Source organism: Pedobacter sp., from assembly GCF_045628745.1.
In the GTDB taxonomy this organism is placed as follows: Bacteria; Bacteroidota; Bacteroidia; order Sphingobacteriales; family Sphingobacteriaceae; genus Pedobacter.
In genome coordinates this window covers 16,347-36,313 of the sequence record NZ_JAZQPU010000156.1, presented here as the reverse complement: position 1 = coordinate 36,313, position 19,967 = coordinate 16,347, and the positions used below count along the sequence as shown (strand labels likewise).

Here is a 19,967-nt window from a genome sequence, read left to right as displayed (position 1 = left end):
ATAGCCCTGTAATCGCCCTCAGCCACATAACCTGCATAATTTTGGATGACATAACCCAGGTGCTCATCCTTTTTGCCGGCACTGCTGTATAAAGCGGCGCCCAGCTCGTCTTCGTTTAAACTCTGGTTAGAAAATGGACAGACGGCTAAATAGGGATTGCCATCTGGCTTGGGCACGGCTCGGCCTAAAGTAGCCTGCATGAGTCCATATTGATCTAACTGCATGCTGACCGGTGAGCCACTTAGGGAGGCACAAGCGCCGCAGCCGATACAATAACCGCCCTTAACGACGGTCGCAAATAAAGTCTTGAGTTCTGAATTCTCCGCGATTGCCTTCATCGTAAATCATTAAATGGAAATGAGGTAGACGATATTCTGATAGACGGTGGATGATCATGAACCGCAATTATTGCACCAAAGAAAGATGTTTTACTCTTCTTTTAACTGCAACTTTGGCTTTGCCAAAACATAAACTAACACGAGGGGAAGGGTACTGATGAAAAACAATAAACCGAACTGCGTTGGATAAAAAATAACCAGCGCAATGATCAGCAATTGTAAAATGGTATAGATCGTGGCGATCAGTAAATGCGACCAGCTTTGGTCATTGGCTAACACCTGGTAAAAGTGCAGCCGATGGGGTTCTAAAATATTTTGTCGCAAGAATAAACGGTGGATAATGGTCAATACGGCATCTACGCCATAAACGGCCAGAAACAGGATATAGGCGAAATGGCCACTGTTGATGATCAACTGCATCAGTAAGAATACAATCCAGAAGGCAATGGTTACACTCCCTACATCGCCGGCAAAACAGCGTGCTTTACCCCTGAAATTGAAGAAAAGGAAAACCAGGCTGGCCATCATGGGCAGCCAGATCATATCGGCATGAATAAAATGGATCTGCTGCAGGTTAACATATTGTAAACCTGCTAAAACAACCAGGCTATAGGTGCCCGTAATGCCATTGATGCCGTCCATAAAGTTATAGGCATTGATGACCCCGATAACCACGATATACAAAAGGGCAATGATCCAGATGGGGTAATCGCCGAAAATACCGAGGTAAACAAATAACAGGGTAACGGCCACTAAATGGAAAGAGATCCTGATGCCGCGGGAAAGGGTTAAACGATCGTCGGCAAAACTGATGGCCCCAATGATAAACAATGCCAAAAGGGGTAACCAGTATTGGGCTTGTAAATTGACCGCAAATAAAGCTGCGATTAAATAGATAATTCCTCCACCCCTAATGGTGACTTCGCTATGGGAGCTCCGGCCATTGGGTTTGTCAATGATTTGATAGTGATCTGCTATTCTAAAGTAAACCAGCATCGAAAAGTAAAAGAGAGGCAGCAGTAAAAGATAGATCATAGGTTAATGGAAATTGCTGCTAAATTAACAATTTTCTTCTTCAACATGGTCATATTCTTCATACTTAGAATTTTTACTTTTGAATTCGGGTAACATCGCTTTCATTAAAGTGACCACCTGGTGGTTGTCGTTGGCTAAAGCAAAATCCAGCAACGTGCGTACTTGCTTTTCGATGGCATTGAAAGGGTAAACCCTCACCTTGCCGATCATAATTTTTTCATGATGGGTAGCCATCGTATTTTCCTGATCGTTAAGGAGTTCTTCGTATAATTTCTCTCCGGGTCTCAGGCCTGAGAACACAATTTTAATGTCTTCATCGGGCACCAGTCCTGCAAGGGAAATCATCCTCTTGGCCAAATCTACAATCTTGACCGATTTGCCCATGTCGAAGATATAAATCTCGCCGCCTTTACCCATACAACCGGCTTCGAGCACCAGTCTACAGGCTTCTGGGATAGTCATGAAGTAACGCGTAATTTCTGGATGGGTAACGGTAACCGGCCCTCCTTTGGCAATCTGCTGCTTAAACCTCGGGATCACCGAACCATTGGAGCCTAATACATTGCCAAACCTGGTGGTGATGAACTTGGTAATGGGCTTAATTTCCGGATTGTTTAAATAACTTAAGCCGTTTTGGTAAAGGGTATCTCTGCTGTACAGTGAATTGTTCAGCGATTGTACATAAATCTCTGCAATTCTTTTAGACGCCCCCATGATATTGGTTGGGTTAACGGCTTTATCGGTAGAGATCATCACAAATTTCTTTACCCCGTATTTAATGCTGAGGTCTGCAATGGTTTTTGTTCCTGATACATTGGTTTTGATAGCTTCCGCCGGATTGTCTTCCATCATCGGCACATGTTTATAGGCCGCTGCATGGTAAACGTAATCTGGTTTAAAGGTCTGGAACATAAATTCCATGCGCTGTTTGTCTTTTACATCGCCCATCACCGCCTGGAAATGCTGCCCGCTATAACGCTCTTCCAATTCTAAGAATAAGTTATGCAGCCCTGTTTCGTTTTGATCGCACATAATAGTCAGACCTACTTCAAACTTCATCAGCTGTCTTACAATTTCACTGCCGATGGAACCTGCAGCGCCTGTAATTAATATGGTTTTGCCCCTCAATTCACTTTTGATACCTTCAATATCGATCTGGATCTGCTGGCGGTCTAAAAGGTCTTCAATATTAATGTTTTGGATTTGCGCTGGCTTAACAATACCATTGGTCCACACATCTGCTGGCGGGATATTTAACACCTTGATCTGGTGCTCCAGGCATAAATCTACGATTTGATTTTTACGTTGATTGGGGATGGTGAAGCTGGCGAAAACCAACTCGTCAAAGCGGTGTTTGGCAATGAGCTGCTCTATGTGTTTGGCATCTATAATCTGTGTGCCTTCAATCATTTTACCCACCTTGCGCGGATCGTCATCTACAAAGGCAAGAATTCTTTTATCTAATTTGGTATCGTCATTGAAAGCACGCTTGGTAGCTAAACCGGCATCGCCAGCACCATAAATGATGACCCTTACTTTGCTCAGGCTCAGATTCTTCACATAAATAAAGAAATATTTAACGAAGATTCTATAGGTGATTAAAAACAGGAAGTTGAACAGGGAATAAATGATGATAGCGACCATGCTGAGGAAGCTGGGCCCACCAAAGGAAAGGAATAAGGTATTGATGAACAGCAAAAGAAAGGAGCTGGCCAAAACGGAGGAAAGGATACGGAAAGAATCTTGACTGGAGGTATACCTTACAATACCGGCGTAAGATTTAAAACTGGCAAAAACAATAGAATTAACAATAACAACTGCTATAATAGATTGGTAGAGGGCTAACATATTGATATCCTCTATGTTCATGTTATGTTTCAGGAACTTTGCCATGACGATGGCGAAGACACTCAAACATAAATCGATCGTAAAGATAATCCAACGCGGTACAATTTCTATTTTCGAAAACATTCCTTTCAACGTATTAAGCCGAGGTTCAAACAATAATTGAACCAATTTCGTTAAAAGCATTTTTTTACCCCATAAATTACCCTCTCCAGGTCCTGATCTGAGAGGTTAGAGCCTGATGGTAAACAGAGTCCATTACGGAAAAGATCATCTGCGGTACCGTTTAAATACGATGGACTGGTGTGAAATACGGGTTGCAAATGCATAGGTTTCCACATGGGCCTGCACTCAATATTGTCCTCTTCTAAGGTGGCTATAATGTCTTCTTTGGTGACTCCCCCGGTTAAGGCCGGGTTAACGTAAAGTGTTGTTAACCACCTGTTAGAGAAATAGCCCGGTGGCTCTGGCAATAAACTTAAACCGCAAAGGTTTTCAAAAGATAAACGGTATGTTTCGTAATTGGAACGGTGCTTTTCAATATGCTGATCCAGCACCTCCATTTGTCCTCTTCCTAGTCCAGCAGAAATGTTACTCATTCTGTAATTGTAGCCAATCTGACTATGCTGATAATGTGGCGCAGGATCTCTTGCCTGTGTGGCTAAAAATCTTGCCTTTTCTATATAGTACTTATTATTGGACAGCAGGGCGCCGCCCCCCGAGGTGGTAATGATTTTATTGCCATTGAAAGACAACACCCCCATGAGCCCAAAGCCTCCTGCAGAAATACCGTTTAACCTTGATCCCAGCGCCTCAGCGGCATCTTCCACCACCGGAATGCCATAAAAATTGGCGATTTCCATGATCTTATCCATCTGTGCAGGCATGCCATAAAGGTGCACCGGGATGATGGCCCTGGGTTTTTTACCCTTCATCAGCCGGTCTTCTATGGCCAGTTTCAACATCTCCGGACACATGTTATACGTCGTTTTTTCGCTGTCTACAAAGATCGGAATGGCCCCTAAATAGGCAATAGGGTTGGCACTCGCCGAGAATGTCATGCTTTGGCAGATCACCTCGTCGCCAGGCTTGATGCCCAGCATGATTAATGCCAAATGCAAAGCCGCTGTGCCAGAGCTCAATGCAGCTGCATACCTGACGTGCGTATAAGCCGCTAAATCTAATTCAAAATGGTCTACATGGGGCCCTAATGGGGCTATCCAATTGCTTTCAAAGGCCTCGTTGATGTATTTTTGCTCCCCTCCTCCCATATGTGGTGAGGATAGCCATATTTTCTGATTCATGATGGTTAAAATTCTTTAAAACATACTTGTACGCCGATCTTCTTACCCTGGTATTCAAAATAAGCGGCCTCTTTTTCGTCATTAGTCGTTAATCCCCGTAGTTTGTTGAGTAGCGCTACTGCGGTGTACGTCTTTTCTAATTCTATCTTCCTGAGTTCCTCCAGGTCTTTCTTTAAATGTGCCGTGCCTGCTGCTGCCTGTGGCTTTCGCCGGGGCTTTAAACTCCGCAGTTCTGCAAAGGCTTCCTTAAATACTTCTTCTTCTAATTGTAAGGCCCGCTGGTAAAGGCTATTCGCCGTATCATTGGCATGTACGGTGACCTGCTTCTGGTGGATGATATCGCCCTGGTCCAGGGCTTCCTCCATAAAATGCAGGGTTGCCCCATATGGTTTGCCCTCTACGATGGCCCAGCTTGGGGTATGCCAGCCCTTGTTATAGGGTAAATATGCAGGATGTAAATTGACCACCCCCACCTTTGGCAGGTCCAACACGGCTTTGGGCACCAGGTAAGGGAAATGAATGCCGATGATATAATCTAAGTTTAAGCTTTTAAGTCTTGCAATCGCATCTTTTTTTTTAAATTCATTACCCCTGAAAATCACTTCTTTTGGGAGCTTGCTTTTTTCTACCAATTCTTGTGCATGGCTTGCCCCCTTGCCCTCACTGACCAGCAAGGCCAATGGTGCACAGCCCTGCGCCATCAAAAATTCTAACAAATGGACACTGATTTCTCTGTCGCCAGCATACGCATATCTCATACCCTTAATTGCTAATTTGGTCCCTGATCTGTGTTTCTTGATTACCCGTAAAATAGATGGTGGTCGCTTGCCCTGATTGGTTGATGTCCGCCCTCCGGATGACCTTTGTAAGGGTGAGCCAGCAGATGTGGAGATCTAATCGAAAGGATAGGTGTTCTACATAATGAACATCATAGTCAAACTTTTGTTTCCATGAAATCGCATTTCTTCCGTTCACTTGTGCCCAGCCCGTAATGCCTGGTTTGACTTCATGCCGCCTTTTTTGGAAGCTATTGTACAAGGGCAGGTATTCTGGCAGCAAGGGCCGTGGCCCCACTAAACTCATCTCGCCCTTGATGACGTTCAGCAGCTGCGGGATTTCATCCAGCGACCGGTGCCTGATGAAACTGCCCAGCTTAGTAACCCGCTCTGCATCGCATAGCAATTCTCCTTCACCGTTTCTTCTGCTGGTCATGGTTCTGAACTTGATGATCCTGAAGATTTTGCCGTTTTTGCCCGGCCGCCGTTGGAAGAAAAATGGTTTACCTCTGTTGGCAATGGTTAGCAGGAGCACCAGCGTCAGGAATACTGGCGATAAAAGGATGAAGAGGATGCTGCTGATGAAGATATCGAGCAGTCTTTTAAAGACTTCCCTGTACACGGTTGTTTGGTTTTAGGTTTTTTTTGTGGTTGCTTTGGTTTTGTTGGTGAGGTTTATTGTTGCTTTGCTTAGCATTATTGCTTTGGTTATTGTTTAGGTTGCTTTGTTGGTGATCATTGTTGTTTACTTTCTGGCTATTACTTTGCTGAGTCTTTTGGTCGTTTTGCTGATGATCATTGTTGTTTTGAGGACCTTTATTATTATTATTATTTTGTTGGACTACTTTTTGGTTTTGTTGATGGCGTTCTTCGTGGTTTTTTAAGTGTTCCTGGTATTCTGCTAAAAGCAATTCCCAGATTTGCTGCTGCTCAAAACGCTCCACAATCAGCCTTCTGGCATTACCTGCAAGTTTTTGATAGAGCAGTTTATCTTGTAATAACCTTTCCATTGCAAATTCTAAACTCTTGCTGTCCTTCACCGGAATAATCAATCCATTCTCCCCGGCTTTGATAATTTCATTGCTGCCATTGATATCGGTAACAATACAGGGGAGGTTAAAACAGCCCGCCTGCATAGGTACATTGGGGAAACCTTCTCTATAGGAAGCCAAAACGAGCACATGACTTAAACTGAGGTAAGGCCTGATATCGGCTTCAAATTCTTTCCTCACGATGGCACGATTGTTTTGAATTTCCTGCAAAGTTTGCGGCGACAAAGGGTCCAACGCGCCTTCTTCGGGGCCCAACAAAATGAGGATGGCCTGCGGATGTTTCTGCTGCAGGTTTTTAAAAGCTTTGACCAACTCTTCGACACCCTTCGCCCTTACCAATCGCCCTACATAAATAAACACGAATTCTTTACTGCTCAGCTTGAGGTTCTTTTTGATGGCTCTCGCTTTTTCTGCGATGGCCGCCGTTCTTTGGAAATAACTACTGTCGATGCCATTGCTGCTGCCACTGCCGATGACCTTCAGCTTTTCTGCTCCACAAAATTTGGATTGAAGGATAAAATCCTGCAGCTTCATGGAATTAGGATATACTTTGGTGGCACAACGATAAGCGACCTTCTCCACAAATTCTAACAGCCTTCTTTTGCTTCCCCTGCTTTCCATCAGCGGCAAGCCAGCCACCGTATGCAACCTGATAGGCACACCTGTGATTTTACCGGCCAGCATGCTCAGCAACCCCGCTTTTGGTGTATGACTGTGCACAATGATGGGTTTAAGCTTTTTGAATACCTTGATTAAACGGAAAAGTGCTTTTAAATCTGCCCATGGGGAAATGGTCCTGGTCATGTCTACTGGAATAAACACGGCATTTTCCTTCTCCGCCAGCTGCTTTTTATCATCAAAATCTGAAGAAATCATGCTGACTTCAAAGCCGTTTTGCGACATGTACTGCATTTGCCCTGCAATGAGGGTTTGCAGTGATAGTGGAACGGTAGTTATCCGGATGAGTTTTTTAGGGCTGTTCACGGGTTTTTGTTTAGGGTGATTGCCTGAAAATAATATGATATAGATATTGATGATACTTATTATAGAAGGTATTCAGATATTAGGTTTTTAGAAATGACAAGGATTTGTAAGGCTATAATTGTTATAATCAGACTTGAACAAGTTGTCTAGATTTAAGGTGATTAAAATTTGATCGTGTGTTTTATTGTGGTTTAATATTTATTATATAGCAGAATAGCACAAATTTCCTGAATGTTCGTATTTAAGGATATTTTGAGCATCACTATTCAAAATTCCAATGTTCATTGAATAGCAAATAGCACAATTATTCTGGATATTCGTATTTAAGGATATTTTGAGCGTGTTTTAACAATAACGTAATGGCACAGCCTTACCTTTTTGCAATTATGGTCTTGGTTTTTGGTCCCTCACTTTTTGGCTCCCCTCGTAGCTGACTTTTGGAATCATTCGCTGATGTCCTGATTTAAAGACATTTCCCGATGAAACTTCTGCTTTTTGAACCAACGAAGTGATCTTCCCTTCCCTTATACTCGCCGCCGGAATGGTAACCTGGTTATCGATAAACCGCAGCTTCGACATTTGCAGGTAAGGAAAATAGGAAGTCAGCGTTTTTCCTGTGTAGGTGAGTTGATTCCCCTGCAGCAAGACCTTGTTCGCTGGATCTACGGAAACCGCCACAATTCCTTTTCCTGAGCCTGAGATTTTACAGTTCAGGATTTGTACATCGCTTCCAGAATACCTGCTCCATACGGGATAAATACTCCCCTTGCCTACATCGATCGTAGAGTTTTTAATGACCAGGTTCTTCGCCGTTAAAATCATTTGATAAGGATAGGTACCTTTGCCCGCCGCAAAAGTACAGTTGTCTAACGTAATATTGGTGGTGGTGAAGGGCTTAGAACACACAAACTGCGATCCTTTATTGCCTAAAAACTCGCATTTGTAAAAGCTGATATCCCGTGCAACATGTTTAACCGTACTGGGCTCGATATCTACACCCGCCTGTGGTGCATGCCCCCCGTATTTTCCTCCGGTGAAGCCTGTCTCCGTGAAAGAACAGTTTTCAAAACGCCCCCCGATCAGTTCAATGATCGACATGCCCTGCCTTGCATTGTTTGACGAACGCACCCTGTTAAACTTGAAATCGCTGCTTTTGTTATTGATATAAATGCCATCGGTTTGTGCATGATGCACATAAACATCCTGCACATTGACCCTGGAACAATGGTTAAACGTTAATAAATGCCCCCCCGATTCGGTCAAACCTGCGTCTTTGCTCATCTTATCTACCTGCCCCTTGATTTCTATTCCCGAAATTTTAACACTGTCGCAATTCCTTAAGGCCATAGGGATGATGGAAGAGGTTTTACTGTAATAATGTTTGCCCCTGTTATATTCTGCACTGCGGTGAAAAGCCCCGTTGACTTCAATGATCGCCTGATCGCCTTTGATTTCAAGCATTTTGCAGTCTTGCAGGATCAGGTCCAGAACGGTATTGTCCTTGGTATGGTAAGGTTTGATGAAATAGCGCCCTTTGGGGAAATACAGTTGCCCCCCACCCTGCTTGTTGATGGCATTGTAGGCCGATAAAAGTGCTTTATAATCGTCGGTCACGCCATCACCTTTTGCCCCATGCCGCTGTACATTCACAATGGCCAACCTTTGAGCACTCAATTGTTGTAAAGGGAACAGACTTAAAAGACTTAATAAAATAAAAGGTAAGTGCTTCACCAAAGAAAAGCCTAAGTGCTTCACTAATGAAGAGGGTATGCGCTTCAATAAAATAAAGGATAAATACTTCATTTTCTTCTCTTTATAAACATAATCCATAAAAATGATGCCTAATCTTCGTTGCTTCATTTTAAAATTTCACAAGCTATATGGTCTATTTTTAGCGCTGCTGCGGATGACTGTCTTTATAGTAAAATATGGCTTTGAGGTTTGATTTTTACTTTATTAAATGAACAGCGACTGTAATTTTTTAAGCCTAACAACCGGGCGAAAAGGCATGACTGACATGCTAATAATGAACTTTATTTTTTAAATAAAGCCGGTAAGCAAAACTCCAGAAGATAAATATTAAAAGGCAACAGATGACTGGTGTTTTTTGCCTCAACATGATCCCTAAATTACTCAGTGTAATGGCAAAGGCACAGGTGCAAATGACAAAGAAAATTAGAATGGATTTTATCGGCATCGGTGCCTTTTTAAAGGCCGAAAAGGGTTTCATGATCAGCAATAGTACACTGAGAATCAGCAGCATCAGATTCTCAATAGAGGAAACGATGGCCAGGGAATTGTTGACATCTAAAAATAAGGGCCGGTATAAAAAGGTAAATACTTTAAAGGGGAAGGGATAACCCGCTAAAGCGACCGCAGAGCCAGACCCCTTGGTTAAATTATTGGCTTTGGTTTCTGAATATTGAGAGATGGAATCCGTACTGACATCGTCTAAACGCATAAATTGAACCACACTGTTGAACAGGAAGATTGCCCCCAACAGCATCACCAGCCCTAAGGCCACCTTTACACTGAACTTCATTTTGCCATCAATCAAGATAGCCACAAAAGAGGAAACGATCAGGAATAAGGCAATGTGTGGCCTGACATGGTAGGCCAGAAACAGCGCAAACAGTGCCCATACCCATTTCTTGTTTAATTTGAAAAGGGAATAGTAAAATAGCATGATCGCAAAAAAGGAGAGTGCATCTTTACCGATGCCTGCCGACCAGAAATGCAGGTTGGGGAGAAAAAGGATGTAAGGGAATAGCTGGAAGCCATACAGCAGCACAGGTTTGCGCGTAAACTTCCTGATGATGCTGTACAGGTAGATAAACCCCTGGAAACCCACCATGGCAAACAATAAACCGCCTGTATAAAAAGACAGCTGCAGGTATTTGACCAGTGGATAAGTGAGGAAAAGGATGAAACTTGTGCCCGTGCGGTAATACGATTCCCAGCTGTTATAGATGCTGAACCTGGGCATCATGAACCAGTAAGCTTTGGCATCACCCCCGTTACTTAAAATGTAAGAACTGAAAAATAGGGAAACCAGCATATGGAACGTGTAAAGTCCCTGCAAAAACAGGATCTCGCGACTGGAAAACTGGTTGCCCTTTTTATAGACCGCACTGATGCCAATGCCTCCCCAGAGGATCACGATAAGGATAACGATAAAATCGAAGACGTTCATAAGCTGACTTGCTGGTAATGTGCTAAATATTTGCGGACCATATGGCTGATGTCAAATTGGGTAACATGGGCCAGTGCTGTTTTCACCATGTCTGCTGCTAATGCGGGCTTCATCGCAATTTCTACCACCTTTGCGGCCAGCTGATCTGGTTTTTGCGGCGGAAATAAAAACCTTCCATCGGGCACAATAGTATTGACCCCATGTACATCGGATCCTATAAAGGGCTTGCCCGAGGCTAAGGCTTCTAAGGTAACCCCCGAAAGGCCTTCATATTTTGTAGACAGCACATTCAGGTCTACCGCATTCATCAGCTGGTAAACATCTGTGCGCAATCCCAAAAAAACCGTCCTGTCCGTTAATTGCAGCTTTTTGACCAGCTCCTTTGCTTCATTCATCAACTCTCCTTCGCCCGCAAAAAAAAGATGGAAGTTTTCTGGCAGCAGGCGCAAGGCCTTGATTAAGGTTTGCTGATCCTTCGCATGACCATTGAACCTGCCCGTCATGAGCAGGTTGTAATGTTCGGGGTCTAAAAAATCATAGGCATTTTGCTGCTGAGCATCACCGCCTTCACGGATTTGCTGCAGCTGCCGCAGGTTGACCCCATTAGGAATGACCACAATTTGTGAATAATTGCCCAGCCAGGTTTCAAGAGCCTCAGCAACCTCTGCCGTGATGGCGATGACGCTGGCATAGCGCTGGTAAACCCACCTTTCTAAACGCAGCAGCTGTTTCCGCTTGCGCCGGTTGTTGAAAACATTGTGCTCGGTTTTAACAAGCCTCGTTTTTGCGGGTTTTAAATAAGCCGCCATGGCCAGCCAGTATTGCGTAGGAAAGATATGGGCATGCACAATGTCGTAACTTTCTCTCTGCAGCAGCAGCACCAGTTTCAACAGCAGCAAAGGGTTATAAAAAGTCAGGCCAAAATCGATGAGCCTGATCTTTTCCTTGCGCAAGGTTTGCTCGTAAACGGCAACATTCCGGTTGGCATTGGCATAGGCCAGGTGTACTTCATGCCCTTCTTCTTTCATCAAGGGCAGGATATCTGTCAGGAGCTTCTCCGAGCCCCCCGAGCCTAAGTTATTGGTTAAATGTAGAATCTTCATTTCTGTAACTTAAAAACTTGTTGAACTAACCGTGCCGTGCTATTGGCATCGGTATAAGTGAAAAAAGCTTGTTTCAGTTCTTGTCTTTTTTTCGCCGCAGCATCTTCGGGCAGCTCTGTTCCCTCCCCATCTACAGCATTCAGCTGCATACTTTTCTTCAACACTTTGTCTAAGGCCTGGAAAAATGCCTCCTGGCTGTTCAGCACCGGCCCCGGCAGCCATTGCTCGATATCATCAAAATAAAATCCCCTGTTTTGCTTGTACACTTCCAGGTCGGTGCTGACACATAAAATGGGCTGGTCCATCAGTAAATAGTCGATCACCACCGACGAAACATCAGAAATCAAAACGTCTGTGCAGCCCAACAAGTGATACAGCGTAACGCCATGGTCGGAAATCCAGCCATCGTCAATGAAACACAGGTGGCTCCACGTCTTGTCCTGTGGGTATTTAACCGCCATAGGGTGCGACTTTACATAGCAATAGGCATGGTGTGCAGCCAAAACCTGGTTAAACTGGTCGACATCAAAATCTGGAATATAAAAAGGGTTGCCACTTTCTACACCATCCTGCCAGGCTTCTTTATGGTCATTCTTGCGGAATGTAGGCATCCAGATCAACAGCTGCTTATAGGTATTCAGCGCCGGATTGATCTTATGCTTTAATTTGTCTTTCAGCAATTTGGAATGTAGCATGATGTCGTTGCGCGGGTAGCCGGAAATAAATACTTTGCCAGGGGGAACACCAAATGCCGAGGCAAACATAGGCACCGTCAAGGCGGAGGTGCCCACGGTAATGTCTGCAGGAATGGCCCTCGCCCCAAGCAGCATCCCTATTTTTTTATACAACACCCCATGCCAGATATTGGTCACCACCTGCGATTTGCTGAAATCGGTGAGGTAAACGCCATGAGTAAAAAACAGGTATTTGCTGCTGCAGAGTTCAAGGAAATAGGAAAGCTGCGTTTTCAGGCTCCCTGTACTATGGATCAACCTGATGCCCGGCCATAACATGCCCCGTGGATGATCTTTTAAGTTCGGGTTAACCACATAGGTGACCTGCAGCGTGTAATTGGCCGCAATATAATTGGCTACAGCAATGGCACTGCTCTCTACATTCGGAAACCCGACCACCAATACGCGATCTGTTTTCGGCAAAACCTTGTTCACTGCCGATAAGACCTTTTGCCTGATCTTCTTCAATAGACTTGTCTTGTATCTCATTATTATTTCTTCATCTTGGATCTCTTTGCTATTTCTTTAATTTAAAGACATGGCTCACCAGCCTTTCTGTACTATGCGCATCGGCAGAACTAAAAAATGCTGCCTTCAGTAGTTTCCTTTTTGCAGCATAAGGATCTTCCAGCCCGGTCAGTAAATCTGACAACTGTTTGAAAAACTCATACTGGTCGTCCAGAACAGGCCCCGGCAACCACTGCTCTATGTCTTCAAAATAAAATCCCCTGCTGTTTTTATAGGCCTCAAAATCTGTGCTGATACATAAAATTGGCTGGTCAATTAATAAATAATCGATCATCACCGAGCTCACATCAGACAAAAGGATATCACTGGCCCCCACCAGGTCATATAACGTGATGTGATGCTGTGATATCCAGGCATCATCAATGAACAGCAAGTTCTCTGATGGACTGGAATTGCTATATTTTATAGCCATAGGGTGTGGCTTGACGATACACAAACAGTTGTTTTTACGCAACAGCTCATTGAAATACAAAAGGTTGAAATCTTCTATATAAAAGGGATTGCCAGTTTCTTTGCCATCCTCCCGGTCGTAAATAAAAGTCCGCTTCCGGTAGGTGGGCATCCAGATGATCACCTTATCATATTTGCTAAACATAGGGTCTATGCGCTGGCGAACGGCCTTTTTATTCTGGTTTGCTTTAATTAAAAGGTCATTCCGCGGGTAACCGGATAAATACACACTTTCCGCAGGCACGCCAAAGGCCCTGGAAAACATATCCCTGGTGAGCTCAGAAGTGCCCACCGTTACATCCGCCTTCACACCGGTTCTGCCATCGAGTAAACCTACATTTTTGTACAACACCCCATGCCAGATATTGGTGGCAATTTGCGTGGCCGGGAAGCTATCAAATACCCCTCCATGGGTAAAAAACAGGTATTTACTGCGCATATACCGGTAATGAAAAAGCAAATAGTTGAAATAAGTACCGTTGCGCTGAATGACCTTGATGCCAGGAAACAACAGTCCTTCGGGGAAATCATTGGCCTTATAGGAGGTGGCATAATAAACGGGCACCTTATATTTTTCATAGATATGGTTGGCAACAGCAATGGCACTGCTCTCTGCATTGGGGAAGCCCACAATGATGGCACGGCGGGTTTTAGGAAGCAATTGATTGAGGCCGTGAAAGATCCGCCTTACGATTTGACGTAGTTTTGTTAAGTGCATTGTTTTTATGGGTTAGCGTACTGTGATCCTCGAGATTTCATTGATATAGTGTTCGTAGGCAACCACCTGTTTTAAAAAGGTTTCTTCGTTGAGCTCATCCAGCACGGTGTACCTTCCGGGCCTCATTTGTTTTGACAGGTGGTATATTTTTCGCAGCAACGCCACATCTGGATGCGCCAGCATGGTGGTAAAATTTAAAGGAATACCCGTTGCTATGGCATAGTGGAGATGGATGTCCTGCAGTTTCCCCTGCAGAAACAACGTAAAAAGACTGATTGATGCCACCTGGATGCCATGTAAAACATCTTCCATGAGCCCTAGAAAGGATATCGCGTGACTGATTAAATGTTCACTGCCACTGCAGGGCCTGCTGGTGCCGGCAAGGGACATCGCGATGCCGGAGTTGATTTGCCCCTGGATCACCATCCGCAGGAAAGGCTTAAACTTAAGCTCGATCTGGTTGAAGTAGAGCAGCGCATTGGCGGCACTCCTGGATAAATGAAAACCTATGTCATTGATGTTATCCATGTTCTTCTGGTAGGCCAGCACCCAGTCATTGGTGGCCGACAAGTTCGACAGGATATCTCCAGAAGCCGCCCTGATGTAATTGATGGGTGATTGTTGGATGATGTCAAGGTCGATCACCACCCCCATAGGCATCATCCCCGGGATGCTCTCTGTTTTTCCATGCTGGTTTTTGATCACCGAAATGGGAGAAATTAAGCCGTCATTGGATATGATAGTGGGGATAGATAAATGGTTGATGTTAATCAGGTAGCCCACCCTCTTAACGGTGTCTAAAACTTTGCCCCCGCCAATGGCAATGACCAGGTCATAACGGTTGTGCTCAATATGGTTCTTCAGCTTTTCTACTTCCTCGAAAGTGTTATCGTCGATGCAATATTGCTCCCATGGCTTGCTGCCAATGAGCTGCTGGGCATAATGCCTGGAATGCGACTTACCCGAAACCACAATCACCCGATTGAAATTCAAATTGTTTCGTTTCAAGAATTCAGAAGTCCCGTAAATGATGTTTTCATCCACCTGGAAGATGATGGGTAAATACGACAATTGCTTGAATATCATTACCTTAAGTTTTTATACGTTTAAAATTTGTGAATTGCTTTTAGACGTTATTCTTTGGTCTTTTATTCAGATAGATGCTGGTCGAATGTGTGTTCTTGTTAGCCTTTAAATGGGGAGATACTTAGAATTGAGTAATTATTTTGTTGATGATCTTTTTAATTGCCCTATTCCTCTTATTCAATTTGTAATAAGTAAAGTCCAAAAAAGGCTTCATTGGCTTGGGTATATTTCAATCTTTGCAATCGTTTGTTTCTTTAATCTTTTTAATCAGATCGGAAGTACTGATGCCATTGGTATAAGGCAACAGGAAAAGCTGAACGTTATGGGCCTGCATAAAGGTTTTGTCGACCCTGATCTGCTCCATATAACTTTCCTTTGCCCAGTCGTCACCATGTACAATAATGTCAATCTTGTACTTTTGGATATATTCTTTATTGTCATAGACCCCGATAATAAAAGCTTCATCTACATATTTACAGGATTCCACTAAAACTAACCTGTCCTCTTCAGTGAAGAAAGGCCTCCTTTTATAGGTAGAAACCATGTCATCGCTGTTCACTGCTACGATCAACTTATCGCCTAAAGCTTTCGCCCGCCTTAATAATTCAACATGCCCCCTATGGAAAAGGTCAAATACCCCGATGACATAAACGTTCTTGCTGTCCTTTTCTTGATTGCCCATCGTTTTGATTCCAAATATTGCTTTTTGTGCTTGTCTTTTCGTGGATTGTTTCTTGCCTGTTTCCTTCGATTGTTCCTCATTAATCGACTGTTTCTTTTTAAAAAAGCGCTGTGCGGTTTATAAGGCTATTTATCTTCATTTTTGTCCTATGCTATTAATGTGTTTTAATTTAAGGATTTTTTATTCCTGATTCTGAAATATATTTAAACAATTTAGCAACCGGATTTATATTTAATGAAAGATATAAGTAGTTGCCGCAGAGTGTAATGTTATAAATAATGGGACTTTTTATGAACAGGTAAATTAAGGTCATTGCAGAATGAAAATTGTAGGAGGTTCTTTAATTGATGAAGCACATCTTTTCCTGTAAAAAGCATTTAATTCAAATGTTAGTCATTGTTTTACGCTCTTTAACAAGTGTATAAATATTGGTAAACGCTTTGGTCTTAAAGAGATAGTTAAGCAGTAAATATAAACTACCAAAACAGAGCCCCTGCACTATAAAATCTAATACCAGGGGAAGGTGCAGCCGATGAAAGCCTAAACGCACGCAGATATAACAACAGCTGGCCAAAAGCAGATAGGGAATAAAATTCAGGATAATCGTTTTCAGGCTGAGGTTAATCAGCTTTCCTATAAAATACAGTTCAGGAAAGAAAACACTGCCTGAAGCCATGCAATAGCCATAAACCATGCCCATAATGCCATGGAGGTATAAGCCCGTAACCAGGCCGGCGATGACTGTTGTTCTGGAGAAAAGCCCAATCTTGAACATCATTTTGGTTTTGCCCAACGACAGGTAAATATTGCCACTCATGGCCAGCAGCGACTGGAACATCCCCAGAATACTCAGTATCTTGAAAATAGGAATCACCTGCCGCCAGTTATTGCCATAAACAATCAGGATCAACGGCTCTGCCAAAAGCGATAAACAGATCATCATCGGGAAGGCAATAAAGGCGACCACCCCGGAGATCTTTAAATAGATTTGTGCAATCTGCGCCTTGTTATCCTGAATCATGGAAAACGAAGGAAATAAAACTTTGGTCAGCGTGGTGGTCAGCTGCTTCACCGGCAATAGCATGAGGTTATAGGCCTTGCTGTAATAAGCCAAAGTATCTTTCCCCAACATTCTACCCACAAGCAAATTGTCGATATTTCTTGCCCAGTAATTAATAGACTGATCGGCAAGAAGTGGTAAGCCAAAACGGATGAGGTCTTTGATATACACTTTCTTCATGGTGAACGTGGGCAGCCAGCGCACCTGCACGAAGTTTAAAAAGGAGTTGACCGTCATCGAGATATAAATCTGGCTCACCAATACCCATACCCCGAAACCCTGGAAAGCAAGGATCACGGCACAGATGCCTGCAATTAGGGTAGCGACAAAGTTCCTGTAGAAAATCTGCTTAAAGGCAACTCTCTTGGTCAGTTTATTACTCCAGATGATGCCAATGGAATTGAGCGTAAAGGTGAAGGACAGCGCTTTCATGACCCGCTCCACCATTGGTTCCCTGAAAAAAGCGCCTATGTAAGGGGCCGCCGCATATACAAGCAGCGTTAAACTTGCCCCAATAATCATGTTGAACCAGAAAACAGTGCTGTATTCAGCATCCGAAACGACCTTCTTTTGTACTAAGGCCGCTCCGAATCCGAAATCTTTGATCACATTTAAAAATCCCGTAGAAAGGGTCACCATCGCCACAATGCCATATTCTGAAGGACTGACCAACCTCGATAATACCCCTGAGATAACAAGTCCGGTCAGCGTGATGCTCATCTGGTTGATAATGGACCAGAAAAAACCGCTCAATACTATTTTCTTGATCGAAGCCAAAGCCTGTAAAGATTAATTTTCTTTATACCATTGCAGAGAGATGGAAATGCCTTCCAGGACGGAAACATGTGGTTGATAATTGATGATGGACGCTGCTTTATCGATGGCAGCAAGGCTATGCTTGACATCGCCTTTACGCTCTTCCCGATAAACCGGTTGAATGTCAATTTCGCAAACTCCGGCGATCCTTTTCCACAATTCATTCAGGGTGGTCCGCTCGCCATAGGCGATGTTCAGCACCGTAGAATTGGTGAGTTCCGGAAGCAGCATCGCTTTGACATTCGCCTGAACAGCATTCTCCACAAAAGTGAAATCCCGGCTGGTTTCGCCATCACCATTGATCACTGGGGCTACTGCTTTTAAGGCCGCCTCAATAAATAAAGGGATGACCGCCGCATAGGGCCCCGCAGGATTTTGCCTCGGCCCAAAAACATTGAAATACCTTAAGCCGATGGTGTGGAAGTTATAGGTGCTGGAAAAAACCTGTGCATAGAGCTCATTGACATATTTGGTGACCGCATATGGCGACAAGGGCTTGCCAATTTTCTCTTCTATTTTTGGCAGTTCAGGGTGATCACCATAGGTGCTGGAGCTGGCGGCATAAACAAAGCGCTTTACCTGCGCATCCCGCGAGGCCAGCAGCATGTTTAAATGACCCGAGATGTTGACATCATTGCTCGTTGCCGGATCATTGATAGAGCGCGGAACCGAGCCCAATGCCGCCTGGTGCGACACATAATCAATGCCCTCTACCGCTGTACGGCAAACTTCAATATTGCGGATATCGCCCTCTATCAGTTCAAAAGCAGGATGATCCTTGAAATTTTCCAGGTTGCGCATCGATCCCGTGGAAAAGTTATCCAGCACCCGCACTTTGCCTGCCCCATATTTTAATAAATATTCGACCAGGTTGGAGCCAATAAAGCCCGCACCTCCTGTAACCAGGAAGGTTTTATCTTTTAGTTCTTCTTGGTGGTAATTAATATCGTACATCTGCTTCATTTTATAACCTGGCGTCTATTTCTGCTTTGTTCAAAAACCCTTTAACATCATATACCACACAGGAATCGCATTTAAGGGCCGATAAGTCGATATTGTAAAACTCTTCATGGCCCACAGTGAGCACAACGGCATCATATTTCTGCTCTTTGATCTTTTCAAAGTCGTTACAGGTCACCTGCCCATATTCATGTAATACTTCTGCGGGTTTTGCCCATGGATCGTAAACATGTACTTGGGTGTTATAGGACTTGAATTCCCTGATGACATCGATTACCTTGCTGTTGCGCACATCAGGACAGTTTTCCTTAAAGGTGAAGCCCAGCACCAGGATGTTGGCATCTTTGATCTGGATATCTCTTTTGATCATCAGCTTGATGACCTCCTGCGCCACATAGGCTCCCATATCATCATTCAGCCTGCGTCCTGCTAAAATAATTTCCGGATGATAGCCCATTTCCTGCGCCTTTTGTGCCAGGTAATAGGGATCTACACCGATACAGTGCCCGCCAACTAAACCGGGTTTGAACTTCAGGAAGTTCCATTTGGTACCCGCAGCTTCCAGCACTTCGTGCGTGTCAATATTCATGCGGTTGAAAATTTTACTCAGCTCATTCACAAAAGCAATGTTGATGTCGCGCTGTGAGTTCTCAATAACTTTTGCCGCCTCTGCCACTTTGATGCTGCTGGCTTTATGCGTGCCTGCGGTGATGATTGAGCGGTACAGCTGATCTACATATTCAGCAATTTCTGGCGTAGAACCCGACGTTACCTTCATGATTTTAGTAACCGTATGCTCCTTGTCGCCCGGGTTGATCCGCTCCGGAGAATAACCTGCAAAGAAGTCTTCATTATACTTCAACCCGCTGATCTTTTCTAAAACCGGTACACATTCATCTTCGGTTACCCCTGGATATACGGTAGATTCATAAATAACAACGGCGCCTTTCTTTAAAACGCGCCCTACGGTTTCACTGGCCTTGTATAAAGGCGTTAATACGGGCCTGTTGTTTTTATCTGTCGGTGTGGGAACGGTGACGATAAAAACATCACAATCCCTGAGGTCTTCCAGGTCTGCACTAAAAGAAAGACCATTGCGGCCCACTTCGAGTAACTCTTCCTGATCAATTTCGAGGGTACGGTCAATACCGGCCTCTAATTCCTGAATCCTGTTTTGGTTGATGTCAAAACCAATAACAGTATATTTTTTAGCAAAAGCAACTGCCAGGGGCAGTCCAACATAACCTAGTCCAATAATTGCAATCCTTGCCTGTAGAGGTGATTCTTGTTTGTCCATTAAGTA

At 43.9% G+C, this 19,967-nt stretch carries 17 protein-coding genes; all 17 read right to left on the bottom strand.

What is annotated here, in order from left to right; genetic code table 11:
* Positions 1–338 (bottom strand): hypothetical protein (locus tag ACR2F7_RS06485; RefSeq protein ID WP_432712770.1); only part of this gene is annotated, 338 nt, incomplete at its 3' end.
* A gap of 90 nt (positions 339–428) precedes the next feature.
* Entirely contained in the window at positions 429–1,373 is a 945-nt protein-coding gene (locus ACR2F7_RS06480) for an MraY family glycosyltransferase (RefSeq protein ID WP_432712769.1), read from the bottom strand.
* A 24-nt stretch (positions 1,374–1,397) separates the two neighbouring features.
* Complete coding sequence (locus tag ACR2F7_RS06475; RefSeq protein ID WP_432712768.1) at positions 1,398–3,404, bottom strand: polysaccharide biosynthesis protein; 2,007 nt, start codon at positions 3,402–3,404, stop codon at positions 1,398–1,400.
* Positions 3,395–4,522: a DegT/DnrJ/EryC1/StrS family aminotransferase gene (locus ACR2F7_RS06470; protein WP_432712767.1), complete on the bottom strand. Its 1,128-nt coding sequence runs from the start codon at positions 4,520–4,522 to the stop codon at positions 3,395–3,397. The genes ACR2F7_RS06475 and ACR2F7_RS06470 overlap by 10 nt, the downstream gene beginning before the upstream one ends.
* 5 nt (positions 4,523–4,527) lie before the next feature.
* Complete coding sequence (locus ACR2F7_RS06465; protein ID WP_432712766.1) at positions 4,528–5,280, bottom strand: formyltransferase family protein; 753 nt, start codon at positions 5,278–5,280, stop codon at positions 4,528–4,530.
* A 4-nt stretch (positions 5,281–5,284) separates the two neighbouring features.
* Positions 5,285–5,920 (bottom strand): sugar transferase, encoded by a 636-nt coding sequence (locus ACR2F7_RS06460; RefSeq protein ID WP_432712765.1) that lies wholly within the window; start codon positions 5,918–5,920, stop codon positions 5,285–5,287.
* Positions 5,901–7,334 carry a glycosyltransferase family 4 protein gene (locus ACR2F7_RS06455; protein ID WP_432712764.1) on the bottom strand — a complete coding sequence of 478 codons (1,434 nt, stop codon included), beginning with the start codon at positions 7,332–7,334 and terminating at the stop codon, positions 5,901–5,903. Before ACR2F7_RS06455 ends, ACR2F7_RS06460 begins: the two co-directional genes overlap by 20 nt.
* A gap of 384 nt (positions 7,335–7,718) precedes the next feature.
* Positions 7,719–9,194 carry a glycosyl hydrolase family 28-related protein gene (locus tag ACR2F7_RS06450; RefSeq protein ID WP_432712763.1) on the bottom strand — a complete coding sequence of 492 codons (1,476 nt, stop codon included), beginning with the start codon at positions 9,192–9,194 and terminating at the stop codon, positions 7,719–7,721.
* Between the two features lie 160 nt (positions 9,195–9,354).
* On the bottom strand, positions 9,355–10,527 hold the full coding sequence (locus tag ACR2F7_RS06445) for a hypothetical protein (RefSeq protein ID WP_432712762.1): 1,173 nt from the start codon (positions 10,525–10,527) through the stop codon (positions 9,355–9,357).
* Positions 10,524–11,630, bottom strand: a complete 1,107-nt coding sequence (locus tag ACR2F7_RS06440) for a glycosyltransferase (RefSeq protein ID WP_432712761.1) — start codon at positions 11,628–11,630, stop codon at positions 10,524–10,526. Before ACR2F7_RS06440 ends, ACR2F7_RS06445 begins: the two co-directional genes overlap by 4 nt.
* Positions 11,627–12,853 carry a CDP-glycerol glycerophosphotransferase family protein gene (locus tag ACR2F7_RS06435; protein WP_432712760.1) on the bottom strand — a complete coding sequence of 409 codons (1,227 nt, stop codon included), beginning with the start codon at positions 12,851–12,853 and terminating at the stop codon, positions 11,627–11,629. Before ACR2F7_RS06435 ends, ACR2F7_RS06440 begins: the two co-directional genes overlap by 4 nt.
* Before the next feature lie 28 nt (positions 12,854–12,881).
* Positions 12,882–14,060 (bottom strand): CDP-glycerol glycerophosphotransferase family protein, encoded by a 1,179-nt coding sequence (locus ACR2F7_RS06430; protein ID WP_432712759.1) that lies wholly within the window; start codon positions 14,058–14,060, stop codon positions 12,882–12,884.
* A gap of 12 nt (positions 14,061–14,072) precedes the next feature.
* Positions 14,073–15,146 (bottom strand): iron-containing alcohol dehydrogenase, encoded by a 1,074-nt coding sequence (locus ACR2F7_RS06425; RefSeq protein WP_432712758.1) that lies wholly within the window; start codon positions 15,144–15,146, stop codon positions 14,073–14,075.
* Positions 15,147–15,375: 229 nt separating this feature from the next.
* The gene (locus tag ACR2F7_RS06420) at positions 15,376–15,828 is read right to left on the bottom strand and encodes an adenylyltransferase/cytidyltransferase family protein (RefSeq protein ID WP_432712757.1); all 453 of its coding nucleotides are present in this window, start codon (positions 15,826–15,828) and stop codon (positions 15,376–15,378) included.
* Between the two features lie 382 nt (positions 15,829–16,210).
* A complete protein-coding gene (locus ACR2F7_RS06415) occupies positions 16,211–17,665 on the bottom strand; it encodes a lipopolysaccharide biosynthesis protein (protein ID WP_432712756.1) in 1,455 nt (484 codons plus the stop codon).
* A 12-nt stretch (positions 17,666–17,677) separates the two neighbouring features.
* Positions 17,678–18,658 carry an SDR family oxidoreductase gene (locus tag ACR2F7_RS06410; protein WP_432712755.1) on the bottom strand — a complete coding sequence of 327 codons (981 nt, stop codon included), beginning with the start codon at positions 18,656–18,658 and terminating at the stop codon, positions 17,678–17,680.
* A gap of 10 nt (positions 18,659–18,668) precedes the next feature.
* A complete protein-coding gene (locus ACR2F7_RS06405) occupies positions 18,669–19,961 on the bottom strand; it encodes a nucleotide sugar dehydrogenase (RefSeq protein ID WP_432712754.1) in 1,293 nt (430 codons plus the stop codon).
* Positions 19,962–19,967: the final 6 nt, after the last annotated feature.